At 45.0% G+C, this 16,477-nt stretch carries 13 protein-coding genes and 1 tRNA gene; 13 read left to right on the forward strand and 1 reads right to left on the reverse strand.

The window, feature by feature from the left end:
* Positions 1-44: 44 nt before the first annotated feature.
* From G630_RS0119195 to G630_RS0119225, 7 genes are all read left to right on the forward strand, one after another.
* Entirely contained in the window at positions 45-224 is a 180-nt protein-coding gene (locus G630_RS0119195; RefSeq protein ID WP_022762771.1) for a hypothetical protein, read from the forward strand.
* A gap of 174 nt (positions 225-398) precedes the next feature.
* Positions 399-4,829 carry a hybrid sensor histidine kinase/response regulator gene (locus G630_RS24020; RefSeq protein ID WP_049946318.1) on the forward strand — a complete coding sequence of 1,477 codons (4,431 nt, stop codon included), beginning with the start codon at positions 399-401 and terminating at the stop codon, positions 4,827-4,829.
* Positions 4,830-4,832: 3 nt separating this feature from the next.
* A complete protein-coding gene (locus G630_RS24025; protein WP_049946319.1) occupies positions 4,833-5,594 on the forward strand; it encodes a response regulator in 762 nt (253 codons plus the stop codon).
* 32 nt (positions 5,595-5,626) lie between these two features.
* Positions 5,627-6,727 carry an S-methyl-5-thioribose-1-phosphate isomerase gene (mtnA, locus tag G630_RS0119210; RefSeq protein ID WP_026499497.1) on the forward strand — a complete coding sequence of 367 codons (1,101 nt, stop codon included), beginning with the start codon at positions 5,627-5,629 and terminating at the stop codon, positions 6,725-6,727.
* 133 nt (positions 6,728-6,860) lie between these two features.
* Entirely contained in the window at positions 6,861-9,383 is a 2,523-nt protein-coding gene (locus tag G630_RS0119215; RefSeq protein WP_026499498.1) for a DUF342 domain-containing protein, read from the forward strand.
* 2 nt (positions 9,384-9,385) lie between these two features.
* On the forward strand, positions 9,386-10,528 hold the full coding sequence (locus G630_RS22990) for an HD domain-containing phosphohydrolase (RefSeq protein WP_022762776.1): 1,143 nt from the start codon (positions 9,386-9,388) through the stop codon (positions 10,526-10,528).
* Between the two features lie 103 nt (positions 10,529-10,631).
* A complete protein-coding gene (locus G630_RS0119225) occupies positions 10,632-10,874 on the forward strand; it encodes a hypothetical protein (protein WP_026499499.1) in 243 nt (80 codons plus the stop codon).
* A gap of 89 nt (positions 10,875-10,963) precedes the next feature.
* Here the strand turns inward: G630_RS0119225 and G630_RS0119230 are convergent.
* Positions 10,964-11,037 (reverse strand) — tRNA-Arg (locus G630_RS0119230).
* A gap of 323 nt (positions 11,038-11,360) precedes the next feature.
* Here G630_RS0119230 and G630_RS0119235 point away from each other — a divergent pair.
* From G630_RS0119235 to G630_RS25245, 6 genes are all read left to right on the forward strand, one after another.
* Entirely contained in the window at positions 11,361-12,518 is a 1,158-nt protein-coding gene (locus G630_RS0119235; RefSeq protein WP_026499500.1) for a THUMP domain-containing class I SAM-dependent RNA methyltransferase, read from the forward strand.
* Positions 12,511-13,560, forward strand: a complete 1,050-nt coding sequence (locus G630_RS0119240) for an N-acetylmuramoyl-L-alanine amidase (RefSeq protein WP_026499501.1) — start codon at positions 12,511-12,513, stop codon at positions 13,558-13,560. The genes G630_RS0119235 and G630_RS0119240 overlap by 8 nt, the downstream gene beginning before the upstream one ends.
* A gap of 32 nt (positions 13,561-13,592) precedes the next feature.
* Positions 13,593-14,192, forward strand: a complete 600-nt coding sequence (gene rdgB, locus G630_RS0119245; RefSeq protein WP_330363845.1) for an RdgB/HAM1 family non-canonical purine NTP pyrophosphatase — start codon at positions 13,593-13,595, stop codon at positions 14,190-14,192.
* 25 nt (positions 14,193-14,217) lie between these two features.
* The gene (locus G630_RS0119250) at positions 14,218-14,709 is read left to right on the forward strand and encodes a metallophosphoesterase family protein (protein ID WP_026499503.1); all 492 of its coding nucleotides are present in this window, start codon (positions 14,218-14,220) and stop codon (positions 14,707-14,709) included.
* 441 nt (positions 14,710-15,150) lie between these two features.
* Positions 15,151-15,678 carry a nitroreductase gene (locus G630_RS0119255; RefSeq protein WP_026499504.1) on the forward strand — a complete coding sequence of 176 codons (528 nt, stop codon included), beginning with the start codon at positions 15,151-15,153 and terminating at the stop codon, positions 15,676-15,678.
* 209 nt (positions 15,679-15,887) lie between these two features.
* The coding region (locus tag G630_RS25245) for a hypothetical protein (protein ID WP_196805831.1) at positions 15,888-16,477 on the forward strand (590 nt) is incomplete at its 3' end.

The raw sequence follows: 16,477 nt of genomic DNA on the forward strand, positions 1-16,477 counted from the left end.
GAAAGGACATAGCAAAACACAGATGTCTTTATATGAGGTAATCTGTGTTTTGGAAAATAAGGGTAAAAACACAGACAATGGTTTTAGAAAGAATCTGTGAAATAAGAAGAAATGGAAAAAACACAGCTGACAGACAAAAGTCCATCTGTGAAGCGTGTGAAAATGCAAAAATCACAGATGGGAAGTGGTATAAATGGATGAAGATGTGTCAAACAGCTAAATAAAGGGAAAATGTTATCGAATTTTTATATATTATAAATTCTCCCTTTATAATCTGAAAAAAGCTATATGATAGAATAGAATTTAAGTAAGAATGATGTTTTCTGAACCTATGTAAGACAAAGAATCATAGGAAAAAACAAAAGCCACGCAATTAATAAAATCTCAGGAAAAGCTGAATGGCTGAAAACAATAGAATAATAGGTAATAATAGAATAATAGGTAATAGCATGATACCGTTAAACAAATTAAGCAATACGTCGCAAAGAAAGCGGCAGATCCATCACAGAAAATCTGTCGCCTTGATACTTGCGGCGCTTTTTATTGCTCTGGGGGTTGGCTATATTTTGCAGGGGGTATCATCGGATTATAAATCCGGGGACATAGGGAATCATGCGATAACAGCTAAGATCAATAATACAATAGTAGCGAAGGCCAAAAGCGCAATAATGGCAGATAACGGCGGTAAAACATCAACTCAGGCGGCTGCCGGGTATAACAGGCAAAGAGACTATCTGGCTGAATATTCATCCATAAGCTATGACACCAGTAAAGGGCTTGTATCCAATGAGATAAATGCGCTGGCACAGTCTTCTGATGGATATATCTGGGTTGGGACGTATTCGGGACTGTACAGATATAACGGAATAAAATTCGAAGCTGCTGATATAGATGACAATATCTGCAACGTAATGGTCATGTACGTTGATTCGAAGAGAAGGCTATGGATAGGCACAAACGATACGGGGCTTGTGTGCTATAACCCTGAAACTGAGGAGAAGAGCAGGTTTACCTCTGAGGACGGACTGAGTGCTGATTCCATAAGATCAATATGTGAGGATGACAGCGGAAACATTTATGTCGGGACAGTTTCAAGCATAACAGTTATACATGAGGATATGACGCTGGAAAAACTGGATGATTTGACGGGTATCACCTCAGTAAGATCTATGAGTTATGTGACAGACGGCATCATTGCCGGAGTCACTAACGGTGGAACGCTGTTTTTCCTGAAAGGTAGTGACCTTCTTCAGGAATTGGAATTTGAGGAGACAGGCATTACCTATACGACAGTGGCCTGTACAGACGGAGATACACTCCATCTCGGAACCTCGGACAACATACTTCAGCGCTGCAGTTACAATGGCGGAAACATTGAGATAACAGGACAGGTCGAAACAGAAAACATAAATTACTACAACAAGCTTGTACCGGAGCAGAATGGAACAGGCTGCTTTTTCTGCGCAGAGAACGGACTAGGTATCATTGATGAAAACGGTAATGTCACGAGACTTATGAAAAACGGCTTTGGAAGCTCTGTTTCAGACTGTATCTATGATTACCAGGGCAATGTGTGGTTTTCGTCAAATAAACAGGGAATGCTGGAGTTTTCCAAGAATCCCTTCTACAACGTCTTTGTGAAAGCCGGACTTGATGAAGCGGTCGTAAACAGCGTCCTCGTTGATCATGGAGAGATATACATCGGCATGGACAAGGGCCTTGCAATTCTTGATGAAGAGACTTGTACAGCGAAGGATTACGACTATATTAAGTACTTCGAAGGAGTCCGTATAAGGCATCAGATGGTCGACAGCAAGCATAATATATGGCTGTCAACTTATGGCAAGGACGGACTTATAAGAGTAAGCGCAGACGGAGAGGTTAAGTCTTTTAATGAGACGAGCGGAACGCTTGGCGGAAGATTCAGGTATTGCCTTGAACTGTCTAACGGAGAAGTTGTAGCAGCCAGCAATATGGGTATTAACTTCATAGACGGAGATGAGATAGTCTGTACTATCGGAGAAGAGGAGGGCATGGAATCCCCGCAGATGCTTACAATTGTGGAGGATAAGGACGGAAGCATACTCGCCGGTTCGGACGGCGAAGGAATATATATTATAAAGGATCACAAAATAATCGGCCATAAGGGTCCCGAGGAAGGCTTGGGAACACAGGTGGTCCTTCGCATCGTGCCCTATAATGACGGCTTCATCTATGTCACAAGTAATGCGATGTACTATGACGACAGAAGCACTATAAGAAAGCTGGATGCATTTCCCTATACCAACTGCTATGACGTTTATATCACGCCCGATAAGGTGGCCTGGATAAGCTCCAGCGCCGGAATTTTCATTGCTAAAGCAGATGACGTGATTGAAAACGAAGAATATACACTGGATTTGCTGGATTACTCCAGAGGTTTTAACACATCACTTACAGCTAATGCGTGGAACAGCATTACAGGTGAGGAGGGTGACCTTCTCCTATGCTGTACTGACGGTGTAAGAAAAGTCTCGACCACATCCTATGATGCCTTTGACAATGGCTATCTCATTGATCTGGACAAGGTTACTGCAGACGACGAGCCGGTTGTGCAAGGTGAGAACGGAGTCTATGAAATTCCTGCAGGCGCAAGGCGTATACAGTTTGAAATATCGATATTGAATTACCTGCTGTCGAATCCTCTCATCAAATTCTACCTTGATGGTGCAAAGGACGACGGTGTCAGTGTATATCAGGATGAACTGTCTTCTTTATCGTACACCAATTTGCCCTACGGAGATTATACGATGCACATTCAGGTGCTCGATAAGAATACAAGAAAAGTCCTGAGGGACGAAGTCTATCCTATATACAAAAAGGCTCATTTTACAGAGCTTCCGATATTCAGAATAGGTATGGTTGTCCTTGTAGCAGGCTCAGTCGGATTCCTGGTTTGGTGGTTCCTCAGATCGACAATTATCAGAAGACAGTACGAGGAAATTCGTGTTGCAAAAGAGGAGGCCGACAGGGCTAACAGCGCTAAATCACGTTTCCTTGCAAATATGTCGCATGAAATCAGAACGCCTATCAATACTATAATCGGTATGGATGAGATGATCCTTAGAGAGGATAAGAGCCTCTCCATGCCGCAGTACTCAGGACAGGTAACAGGTTATGCCGTATCGATAAAAAGGGCTTCAGAGACGCTTTTGTCACTTGTAAACGATATCCTTGACCTCTCCAAGATAGAGTCGGGGAAGATGAATCTTGTGGAGAAAAGTTATGACCTCTGGGAATTCCTGAAGACCATAACAACCATGATCCGAGTGAGGAGTAACGAAAAGGATCTTCTTTTTGAAACGGAAATAGATCCGGAGATACCGCGCTATCTCTACGGCGATGACGGCAAAATAAAACAGGTTCTCATGAACCTTCTGACAAACGCTGTCAAGTACACGAGGGAGGGATCCTTCAAACTGGTTCTTGAGCTTGTGAAGAAGGAAGGCGATACCTGTACCATAAATTACAGCGTATCCGACACCGGAATCGGAATAAGACCCGAGGATATGGACAAGCTGTTCTCAGCCTTTGAGAGACTTGAGGAGCAGAAAAACAGCGGCATCCAGGGAACCGGTCTGGGACTTGATATTTCCAGGCAGTTTGTTGAACTTATGGGAGATGAGCTTAAGTGTGAGAGTACCTATGGCGAGGGATCGAAGTTCTTCTTTACACTGGTACAGAAGGTGGAAAAGGATGAACCTATAGGTGAGTTCAAGGAAGATGAAACTGCTGCAGATGACGAGGAGAACTACGTTCCCGGCTTCATCGCACCTGACGCGAGAATCCTTGTTGTTGATGACAACGAGATGAATCTGCAGGTATTAAAGGGGCTTCTTAAGGCAACGAAGCTCAATGTGGACACAGCGCTAAGCGGAAAAGAATGCCTTAAAAAGCTGGCAAAGGAGCACTATGAACTGGTACTTCTTGATCACATGATGCCTGAGATGGACGGAATCGAAACACTTAAAAGGATAAGGGAAGAAGGGTACGAGCTTCCTGTATTTGCGTTGACTGCAAATGCAGCTCACAGCGGCGAGCACTACTATGTAAAGAAGGGATTTAACGGATATCTTGAGAAGCCCGTGAATGTTAAAAAGCTTGAGGAAACACTTAAGAGCAATATCCCCGAGGAATTATTGCAGGAGCCGGATCCCACTGATTTTGCATCCGAAGAAAATTCAGGAGAGAACGAAAATCCCATGGAGGGCATGGAGTGGCTGTTCTCCGTTAACGGAATTGATGTGACTGAGGGCATTAGAAACTGCGGAAACGGCAAGGCTTTTCTTGATGCACTTCATACCTTCTATTTCACTGTGGAACAAAAGGCGGATGAGATTGAAAAGGCCTATGATGAAGGGGATTACGATTTTTACACCATAAAGGTACATGCCCTTAAGAGCTCCGCCAGAATTATCGGAGCGTCGAAATTGTCCGAACTTTCTGCTAAAATGGAAGAAGCAGGAAAGACCGGAAATATTGAAGAAATAAAAGAAAACACGACTTCGCTTCTTGAAATGTACAGAGAGTACAAAAACAGCCTTTCAAAGCTGTCCGAAAAAGAGGACAATGAAGAGAAGGAGAAATGCGACGAAGCCACCATTGAAGAGGCCTATGGGGCACTTAAGGAATTCGCTCCGGTGATGGACTATGATTCCTTCGAAATGGTACTTCTCGACATGAAGGAGTATGATTGCGGAAGCGAAAACAATGACAGATTCGAGCGGCTTTTCAGATTACTCAAGGAACTGAACTGGGATGAAATCACAAAGGTTTTGGAAGAGGTTTAAGCGATGAGTATGGGAAATCAGGAATTGATGCTTATAGGAATTAAGGAGACTTTCGTCATACGTGCTCTTGAGAATAAACTCAGGGAGGCAGGTATAGACTTCTTCTTTGTTACGCCCGATATCGATGTGGTGAGCAAAAAATGGGATAACGCATCAGCAATTGCATACTATCTTGATCAGTCTGAGAAGATTGAGAAATCGTTTCTTCACTATCTGAACGAGCACCTGACAGAGGATGATAAGCAGATTATTATCATCGGCGAAAAGGTAGACACCGATATCGCCAAGGGACAGCTGCCCAGTGGAATGATTCTGAAGACGTTCCTTCGGCCACTGGATGTTGAGGACTTCATCGAAACGGTCAAGAACCAGTTTTCGGAACTTCTGAATCCTTCGAAAAAAAGCATCATGATAGTGGACGACGATGCCACCTACATAGGTCTGATCAGGGACTGGCTTCGCGAGAAATATACGGTTTCCATGGCTGTGTCCGGGCTTCAGGCGATCAGGATTCTTGGAAGGACACAGGTGGACCTCATACTTCTGGACTATGAGATGCCGATTACAAGCGGACCGCAGGTTCTTGAGATGCTCAGAAACGACCCCTCAACCAGGGATATTCCGGTTATTTTCCTTACGGGCAAAAGTGACAAGGAAAGTGTTATGAAGGTTGTAAACTTAAAGCCCGAAGGCTATCTTTTAAAGTCCATTAAGCGGGAAGAGCTTATGGCAGATCTGCAGAGATTCTTTGCTGAGAGAAAATAGCAGATAAAAAATGTAAGAGGAGATTTTTGGTAATGAAAAGTATTTTGGACTATGAGACAGTAGCGCTTGTCGATGAGGATGATGCGATCGAGATAATAGATCAGACGCTTCTTCCCGGAAAAACGGAGATGATAAGGCTGCGCACGGGGGAGGAAATCTGGAATGCGATTTATCTTCTTCAGGTTCGCGGTGCACCGGCTATCGGAGTAGCTGCGGGCTTTGGTCTTTATATTCTTATGAAACATTCGAAGGCAGAGACTTTTTCGGAGTTCATGACAGAACTCAAGGAAAAGAGTGACTACCTCAATTCTTCAAGACCCACAGCGGTGAACCTTTCCTGGGCACTTAAGCGCATGGAAGCACATGTGATGAGCGTGGCTAAGGAGCGCGGAATGACAGAGGAAGGTGGGGCAGGCTCTTTTGACAGGGACGCTCTTATAACCGAAATGAGAGAGGAATCCGAGCGCATTAAGGCGGAGGACATCGATGTTTGCAGAAGGATCGGAGAGAACGGCCTCACTCTTATAAAGGACGGCTACGGCCTTCTGACACACTGCAACGCGGGACAGCTTGCGACCTGCAAGTACGGCACAGCCACAGCGCCTATGTATCTTGCTCATGAAAAGGGCATGAATATACGCGTTTACTGCGATGAGACAAGACCTCTCCTTCAGGGGGCAAGACTCACCGCATTTGAGCTGCAGTCAGCCGGAATAGATACAACTCTTTTGTGCGATAACATGTCAGCATCTCTTATGAAAACCGGTGCGATAGACGCTATTTTCGTGGGGTGCGACAGAGTTGCCGCTAACGGAGATGCCGCCAATAAGATCGGAACCAGTGTGGTGGCGACTGTGGCAAAACGCTACGGAATCCCTTTTTACGTATGCGCGCCAACCTCAACAATTGACATAAACACGAAGACCGGCGACGACATAAAAATCGAACAGAGAAAACCCGAAGAGGTTACCGAGATGTGGTATAAGGAGCGAATGGCTCCGGAGGGAGTGAAGGTTTATAATCCTGCTTTTGATGTTACGGATAACGAGCTTATAACAGGCATAGTTACTGAATTTGGAGTGCTTCGTGCGCCGTACGATGTTAGCATTGCTGAACTATTTGACAGAATGTAATCGTGTTTGAAGAGAACGGAAAAATAGTATTAAATATTCATAAATTCGTGCAATTTCATTGAGCGTTATTTTTTTCGGTGATAGAATATTTTTGGAAGAGTATATGCCGAAATAATACGCGAGGGCACTGATAATGGCTGTAATTACTGCCGATGAGGATAAAAGTTTATATCAGCCCGATTTAATAGCTAACGAGCTGTTACTCATAAAGAAACAGGGCGGAGATGTTGAAAAGTACAAGGAACAGAATTTCAACATTTATCAGCTTGCGGAAATCCGAAAGGGACTTTCCACCGGGGTTAATGTAGACACCTATGCCAAGCCTGATGTGCCCTGGAATGAGATGGAAGAGATACGGCTTGAGCTTCAGAGCGGAATAGATATGTCTTCTTATCGTGAGGCGGGCTTTGATATAATGCAGCTTGCCGAGATCAGAGAAGGGCTCTCGGAAAATCTTGATGTTTCCGAGTATGCAAGGCCGGAGTTTTTTTCAGACCAGATGAAACAGATCAGACTCGGACTTATGGCGGGTGTGCCTGTTATCTTCTATCAGGATGAGAGATTCAACTGGCTGCAGATGCAAGAGATCCGGATTGGTCTCGAGCACGGCACAGACATATCTCAGTATGCGCGAATAGATATGCCCTACATGAAAATGAGGGTGATAAGAGAGAGCCTCGAGGATGGCCTCGAGCTTGACGAGAGATTGATTCGCAATAAGGATGCATCCACATTGGAGCAGATCCACATTGCTTTTAAGGAGAAGATAGATATCTCCGAATATGTAAAAAGAAATTTTGATGCCGAGCAGCTGGAACAGATCAGAAAGGCAAAACAGGAAGGAATCGAGGATATAGACCGTTACTTCCTTTTTGGCATGCGCGGCGAATGTATGCATGAGGTCAGAAAAGGGCTGGAGCAGAACCTCGATGTTTCCATTTATGCCGATGAGAAATACGGTTGGAAGCAGATGAGAGAGCTGCGCCTTGGACTTGAACATCAGATTGATGTTACGCCCTATGCAAAGTCCCTTTATCGCGCAGATCAGATGTACGAGATAAGAAGGGGACTTGAGAACAATGTAGATGTAGATTTGTATAAGAGCATGGTTCATCCCGCGCAGGAGATGCGAATCATGCGTAAATGGCTTGAGGAGGGTAAAACTCTTCCCAGCAATTTGAGCAAGCTATTTACGGGACAGCTCCAGGAAGAACTGGATAAACCTGCGGATGAAGAGGTTAAGGCGTGGCAGTTCCTTCAGACTGAGGAAGGACGCCTTATCGATATTTCGGAAGATAAAATGAAGTGCTATTTTACTCTTCCTCTCGGAGCCAAGGGAACAACATATACTCTTGAGAAGGTGATTAAGCTGCTGTACAGCGCCCGTGTACGAAGGGGCGTCAGCAGGAAGGCCATCGAAGAGATGATACTGAATAAGAAGTTCGGGGTTAAGACCCTGGTAGCTCAGGGAAAACCGCCTGTGAACGGGGCTGATGGATATTATGAATTCCTTATGAATTTAAACGAGGACATTCAGCCGGATTTAAGCAGCGGAGACGTGGCGGATTTTTCCAGGGTAAAAGTGTTCCAGGAGGTCAAGCTCGGAGATAAGCTTGCAATCTATCATCCCGCAACTGTCGGTGAGGACGGCTTCGATGTCAACGGAAAACTGTTAAAGGCAAAGCCTGGAAAAGGAAAACCGATACTAAAAGGACAGGGATTCATGATGCTGGCCGATAAGCAGACGTATGTGTCCTCGCTTGCGGGTGTCGGAAGAATCCTAAACGGTGAGATAAGGATTGATAAGGCTAAGACCTACGAATCACTTATCAATGTCAAAGATAAGATAGTCTACGACGGAACCATCTGGGTAAAAGGAGATGTAGACAATGTTTACATCCAGGCAAAAGGTGATGTTGTGGTGGACGGAAGCGTTTCGTGTTCCGATATACATGCCGGCGGCCGCGTGTTTGTCAAAAAAAGTATTGTCGGAAATGTAAACGACCGTGTTTCGATAACGGCCGGAGGCATGGTGGCAGCAGCTCATCTTGATACGGCAAACATCAAGTGCAAGGGTGATCTTATTTCCAACGACTGCCTGAACTGCGATGTATCAGCTGACGGAAAAGTCGTTATGCTTGGCGAAAAAGGACTTGTGAGCGGAGGTGTCGTTACCTCACTAAGGGGCGTTGAAACAGCGGTTCTTGGAAGCAAAACAGTTAAGGAAACAGTTGTAAGAACGGGCATTACGGAGGAACTTGATTACGAGTACCAAATGCTTCTTAAGAATGTCAGTCGTTTATATGCGGAGCTCAAAACGTATGAACAGCAGCGGGTAAAACTTCAGTCGTTTAATGATAATACCAATAAACAGGCGCTGCAGATAAAAATCAAGGTAAATGCGGAATCTGCAATAAAGGAAGCAGAGCTTGAAACGCTTAACGAGAGAAAGAAAGATATAGAAAAAGAGATGGAATCGGTTAGGGATGCCAAAGTCATAGTCTCAAGACTTGTATTTAGCGGAACTACCGTGAAACTTGGCAACAGAGTACTGAGAGTTCATGAAATAGTAGAAACATCCAGGGGAATAACATTTACAGGGAAAGATGGCGGACTGGTAATGCTTGACGGTGAGAAACCGATAGCAAGGAGCTAAAAGTGGCTGACAAGAGTATTCTAATTGTAGATGACACAGAAATAAATAGAGGTATCCTGGCTGAAATTTTCAAGGATAAGTATGATATTCTGGAGGCTGAAAACGGAAAGAAGGCTCTTGGAATTATTGCGCAGAAAAAGGACGAGATCGCCGCGATTCTGCTTGATATTGTCATGCCTGAGATGGATGGATTCAGACTTTTGGAGGAACTTTTCAAGCACAAGATTCCCGACAAGATTCCGGTTTTGATGATTACTGCGGACACTTCAGCAGAGACCGAGAGAAAGTGCTACCAGACAGGCGCTACCGACGTTATTCATAAACCCTTTGATTCATTTATAGTCCAACACAGGGTTAAGAGGGCTATCGAGCTCAATATGAACCGCAAGGTTCTTGAACAGAAGGTTAACGATCAGACCAAGGTTCTTAAAAAGCAGTACCTGGTTCTTAAAAAGCAGGAGGAACGCTTAAGGGAGACCAACAGCAGAATTATCGATACAATCTGTACGATAGTTGAGTTCCGTAATCTTGAGTCAGGATATCACTTAAAGAGGATCAAGGGCTTTGTTCAGATTCTGGCAAATGTGGCGATGAGAAACTATCCCGAATTCGGACTTACACCGCACAAGATAGAGGTTATTACAAATGCCAGTGCCATGCACGACATCGGAAAGATCACCGTTCCCGATGCTATTTTGCTAAAGCCCGGACGTCTTACGCCCGATGAATTCGACATCATGAAGTCGCATACCACAAGAGGTTGCGAGATCGTTAAGATGCTGGCAGACCTGCAGGATAAGGAGTATCTTGAGGTCAGCTACGATATATGCAGACACCATCATGAAAAATACGACGGCAAGGGTTATCCCGACGGCTTAAAGGGAGAGGAAATCTCCATCGCTGCGCAGCTAACCTCCCTTGCGGATGTCTATGATGCGCTTGTAAGTGACCGTGTATATAAATCAGCTTATTCGCCCAGCAAGGCCTATGAGATGATCAAAAATGGTGAGAGCGGAATCTTCTCCACAAAGATGCTAGCCTGCTTCGATATTGCAAGACCCGAGATGGAGGCCATGGTTGCAAGAACCAAGGCAGAGGAGGAAGCAAATCTGGCCGCCGGTGGCGGAGGCTTGCTTAGCCAGTGATAGTACTGTACTATAATATAAGTCTATAAAGATAAAGTATGGGATGAATTTTAATTTATAAAAATTCATCCTTTTATTATATGAAAAAAGGAAACTTGAACAGATGGAAAAGAATCCGTATGAATCACTGATTTTAATACCGGCAACGCTGGTTATGAATTTGTTTGTTTTTAAGATAACACCCTTAATGGATGTGTATCTGATCCCATGGGATCCCGATATGATAGGAACTCCATTTCCGGTTATTACTTTAGTGCTGAAGATGGCAATGCCGATCTTCGACGTAATAATAACTATCATCGCCGTGGTGATTATGGTAGTACGACTGATACGACAGAAAAAGTGACGCCGAGCGGAGATCGAACCCGTTAGAGTCCACCGGACTCGAACAAAATAAGAGCCATAGCTAATTGCTATGGCTCTTATTTTAATCGACGTGTGTGAAAGGATTCGAACCCTCGACCTTCTGGTCCGTAGCCAGACGCTCTATCCAGCTGAGCTACACACACATGCCTGCACAACTTGTGCAGCAAAAATTATTATAACATCGAATAAGTAATTGTCAATACTGTTTTTAAATTTCTTTTTCTTATTTTCTGTTTCCCAGGTTCGAGACACAAAAAATCCCCCATTAATGGGAGGAGACCGGCATGGGTGGGGACTCCATACCGGTCATTAAGAAAAGGAGATTGTCCTTTTTGTTCTGCAATAAGTATATCGACAAAAGTTCCCGGAACTTTATAGTGAAATAAAAAATTTTTTAAAACTACAAACTGTGATAAAATAAAACGGATTTAATTAGTCACCCGCAGATTATTATAAAAGGATAACTATGCAGAGATTTGATTTGATTGCGCCATGCCATTTCGGTCTGGAAGCGGTTTTGAAAAAAGAAATAATTAACCTTGGTTATGAGATACGCGAGGTTGCGGACGGAAGAGTGACCTTCATCGGTGACGCGGACGCCGTTGTCCGTGCTAATATCGGACTGAGGACGGCCGAGAGAGTACTCATCAAGGTTGGTTCTTTTCATGCGATAACCTTCGAGGAGCTGTATCAGGGAACCAGAGCGCTTCCCTGGGAACAATACATTCCGAAGGACGGCAAGTTCTGGGTTAAGAAGGCCAGCAGTGTTAAAAGTAAGCTTTTTAGCCCGTCTGACATACAGTCCATTATGAAAAAAGCGATGGTTGACAGACTTTCCGATATCTACGGAATCATGCGTTTTGAGGAAAGCGGCGAGAGCTTCCCGGTGAGGGTTTTCCTTATGAAGGATGAGGTTACCGTGGCCCTTGATACGACAGGCGAGTCACTCCACAAGAGAGGCTACAGAAAGCTTGAGGCCAAGGCTCCGATTGCCGAGAACCTGGCGGCCGCTCTTTTGATGCTGACACCCTGGAAACCCGACAGGATACTTGTGGATCCCTTCTGCGGAAGCGGAACCTTCCCCATTGAGGCGGCGATGATCGCGGCGAACGTGGCACCCGGAATGCACAGACATTTCACAGCGGAGAAATGGACACATATCATTACTTCCCAGAACTGGAAGGATGTGCGCGAGGAGTGCGCTGATGAGATTCACTTTGGCGTCGATACCGATATTCAGGGCTACGACATCGATCCTGAGGTTATTGATATTGCCAGGATAAATGCCGAGAAGGCCGGCGTCGATAAAATGATACATTTTCAGGCGAGACCTGTCGCTGACTTAAGTCACAGGAAGAAATACGGCTTCATTATCACCAATCCGCCCTACGGCGAGAGAATCGGTGAGCAGAAGGAGCTTCCTGAGCTTTACAAGACGCTTGGCGAGAGATATAAGGCGCTGGATTCCTGGTCTATGTACCTTATAACCGCATATGACAAGGCGGAGCGCGATATCGGCAAAAAGGCCGACAAAAACCGTAAGATTTACAACGGTATGATAAAGACCTATTTTTACCAATACATGGGACCTAAACCTCCCAGAAGGAATATAAGTAATGATTGAAAACAGACTACGGAAAACCGCGATCATGACCGGTATATTTGTGGTGCTGTCGCTCGGAGTCATGTTCTTTAGAGCTGCCACCAAGGATGTCATAATCGCTGAAGCGGGTGAGGAGGTTGTAACAAAAATCGAAGATGCCCGTGAATATGAATTGAAAATTCAGGCTCCCACGACTTCTAAAGGAAACGGAAGCCTGGTGATACCGCTTGAGAGCGGGGTATCTTCAGACAGCATCACCTTTGAGGAGAGGCACGGACTTCACCAGTTTGTGCTCTATGTAAAGGGCAAAGACCCTGAATTTTATGCGAAAAACGGTGTGGTGACAGACCTCATCTGCATCCAGAAGGCTACCTTCAGCCCTCTTGGAGATAGCGGTCTTGTGTGCCTTAAATTCTGGCTTGACGGCCTATACGAGAATTCAACTTCGCTCGGAGACGGCGAGATTGTGGTGAATTTTAACGCACCTTCGGGTGACTATGAAAATGTAGTAGTAATCGATCCTGTGGATGAGCTCGGGCTTAAGATGATCCCATATATTAAGAACGCTTTTCAGGGAGATGAGAGCGTGAAGCTGTATTTTACCACGCTCGATGACACCGAGGTTGGAGCGGAGGCGCTTGCATCACTTATAAATGATTCCGGTGCGGATTTCTATGTGCAGCTTGGAATCGACGAGACAGTCGAGAGCGACGCAGGTGTAAGGACTTATTTCAACGACAGATTTTTCATAAGAGGCTTCGGAAATGTGGAACTCGCCGACAAGCTTGAGATGAGCGTTGCGGAGAACTCAGGTAACAAGGCTCTCGGGCTATCTTCTTCCTATAAGGAGAATGAAAAGCTGACCACTTCAAAGATTCCGTCTGCCTTCGTGACAATCGGCAATCTCAATAACAGAGTCGATCACGACAAGCTTTCCAAGGACAGCTATATAGAGAAGTGCGCTAAGGGTGTTGCAGAGGGAATTCGCAATGCTTTTGAGGCGGTAAATCCCACAGATTCCTCATCTGAGGATGATGCGCTGCAGGGAATTATAAACGGCTAATCGATACAATTTATTTGTAATGGAGATATATTATGAAAATAATTTTTGCTACCGGTAATGAAAACAAGATGAGAGAAATCAGAGAGATTCTGGGCGGAGTTGCATCCGAGATCAATTCCATGAAGGATGAGGGAATCGACCTTGATATAGTTGAGGACGGCACCACTTTTGAGGAAAACTCCATGATCAAGGCAAGAGCTGTCGCTGATTACTGCAAAGAGAAGGGGATGACCGATTTTTGCATCATGGCTGATGACTCAGGACTTGAGATTGATTACCTGGACAAGGCGCCCGGCATATATTCCGCCAGATTCCTTGGACATGACACACCATATTCCGAGAAGAACAAGCAGATCCTCGAGAAACTTGAAGGCGTTCCGGATGAAAAGCGCACTGCCAGATTCGTATGTGCCATAGGAGCAGTTCGTTCAAATGGCGAGGAGCTTGTAGTCAGGGCTACAATGGAAGGAATAATCGGCCATGAGATTGCAGGTGAAAACGGCTTTGGCTATGATCCGATCTTCTTCCTGCCCGAATACGGCAAGACTTCCGCAGAGATTAGCCCTGAGGAGAAGAACGCAATAAGCCACAGAGGCAAAGCGCTCAGAATGATGGCTGAGAAGCTTAAGTAATCACTTAGTAAGGTAATATTTTTGTATGCATAAAATTTTGGTTGTTAGTGACACACATAGAAAAGATGAGAATTTTTATAAGGCTGTAGAGGCGGAAAGCCCTGTCAGCCTTATCATTCATTGCGGCGACACGGAGGGAAGTGAAACGCAGATGCAGCAGCTTGCAGGCGCTCCCATGCGGATTGTGAGAGGCAATAACGACTTCTTTTGTAGTCTTCCCGATGAGCAGGTTTTTGAAGTTTGGCCGCACACATTTTTCCTTACTCATGGACATAGATATCTTGTGAATATGGGCAGCGATGAGATCATGCGCGAGGCATTCTCAAGAGGCGCAGATGTCGTGATCTACGGCCACACCCACAAGCCTGTGGCGGCGGAGATAGACGGCATGTACGTGTTTAACCCCGGAAGCCTCTCCTACCCCAGACAGGAGGGCAGAAAACCTTCATATCTCGTGCTTACTATTGATGATGAAGGCGAGCTGACTTATGAGATTAAGTATTTGGATGTGCTGTAAGGGATGATTTTGAAGATATTGACCGGAGTAGAAGATCAATTGTTTGGTAGATATTGAACTGGTTTGAGGAATTATTACTTGTTGTATGTTGGCTGATATTATTTTTGTTGAATTGGAGGCGTCTGACGTTTGTCGGGCTCCTTTTTAGTCTTTTAAGGATAGAGGAGCTTGGCTGGTTTGAGTTTGTGGCTCAGTCTGATGAAAATAATTTAGTTTGTGCCTAGCTTGATGAAAATACTTTGGTTTGTGTCTAGCTTGATGAAATGGTGGACGAAAAGTCATAATGTTTGACGTAATATCTATAAAGAAAATAAACTATTTTACGAGCATTATTTTGCGTAAAAGCACACAAAACAAAAAATGTCTATAAAGGTATGCGAATATATATTAAGGAAAAGCACATATCTTTAGGCCATATAAAAGGATTCAGGAGGTATGATCATGAACGAAACACTGAAGGTTTTGGAGACAAGGCGTAGCTGCAGAAAATTCAAGCCGGACATGGTTGAGAAAGAAGAGCTTGATGCCATCATTAAAGCGGGAACTTATGCGGCAACAGGGATGGGCAAGCAGAGTCCTATCATCATCGCGGTTACCGGGAAGGAGCTGCGCGATGCGATTTCAGAGGAAAACAGGAAAATCGGTGGATGGGATGAAGGGTTTGATCCTTTTTACGGGGCACCGGCTATTCTGATAGTTCTTGCAGATAAAAGTGTTCCCACGCATGTGTACGATGGCTCGCTCGTTATGGGAAACCTTATGAATGCCGCAGAGAGCCTTGGGGTTGCCAGCATTTGGATTCACAGAGCGAAGGAAGAGTTTGAGTCAGAGTTTGGAAAAAATCTTCTGAGTAAGCTTGGAATTAGTGGTGATTATGAAGGAATCGGCCACTGCGCACTTGGATATGCGGCTGAGCCTCCTAAGGATGCAGCTCCGAGAAAAGAGAACTATGTTTATTATGCTGAATAAATGATGTTTGATGAGGAGAGTACCGGCAAAGTGCTCTCTTTTTTTATTTTATAGAAAATCGCAAGTGAATATTAATTTTAAAATGAGAAACTTTTTTGTAACAAAATGTTTAGTCTTTTTATAAGAAGTTAATTTCTCATTTTGACAATTATAAAAGATAATATATATGTAGGATTGTACGTAGTTCTCTTTTAAAAAGGAGATTAATTATGGCAAATACAAAAGCAGCGGCACCTGAAACAGCACCAGCACCGGCACCGGAAAAGAAGCCAAGAGCAACCAGAAAGAAAGCGGCTCCCGCAGCAGCAGCTCCAGAAGCAGTAGAAGCACTTGAAGCTCCGACAGCTCCTGAGGCGGCAACAGTTCCGGAAGCAGTAGCAGCACCTGAAGCAGCGGCAGCGCCTGAAGTTGTAGAAGCTCCTGCGCCAGCACCGGCTCCGGAAGTTGCACCTGAGGCAGTGGTTCCTGAAGCAGCACCAGCTCCGGAAGTTGCGGCACCACCTGAGGCAGCACCGGTTCCTGAGGTTGAAGTTGCACCTGAGGCAGCGGTTCCTGAAGCAGCGCCAGCTCCAGAGGCTGTAGCTACTCCTGAAGTAGCGGCTCCTGCGCCTGAGGCTCCTGCTGAGGAGGCGGATAAAAACCTCGAGAAAATTGCATTTGCAGAAGAGGTTGCTGCTTTTGAAGCGCAGGAAGCAGCAAAGGCGGAAGCTGAGGCAGCTGCGGCGGCAATGGCAGCAGAAGCTGCGGCACCAGTGGTAGAGGAAGCACCTGCGCCTGAGATCGAGATTCCTGCAGTAGA

The sequence above is a fragment of the Butyrivibrio sp. WCD2001 genome (assembly GCF_000424485.1).
GTDB lineage: Bacteria > Bacillota > Clostridia > Lachnospirales > Lachnospiraceae > Butyrivibrio.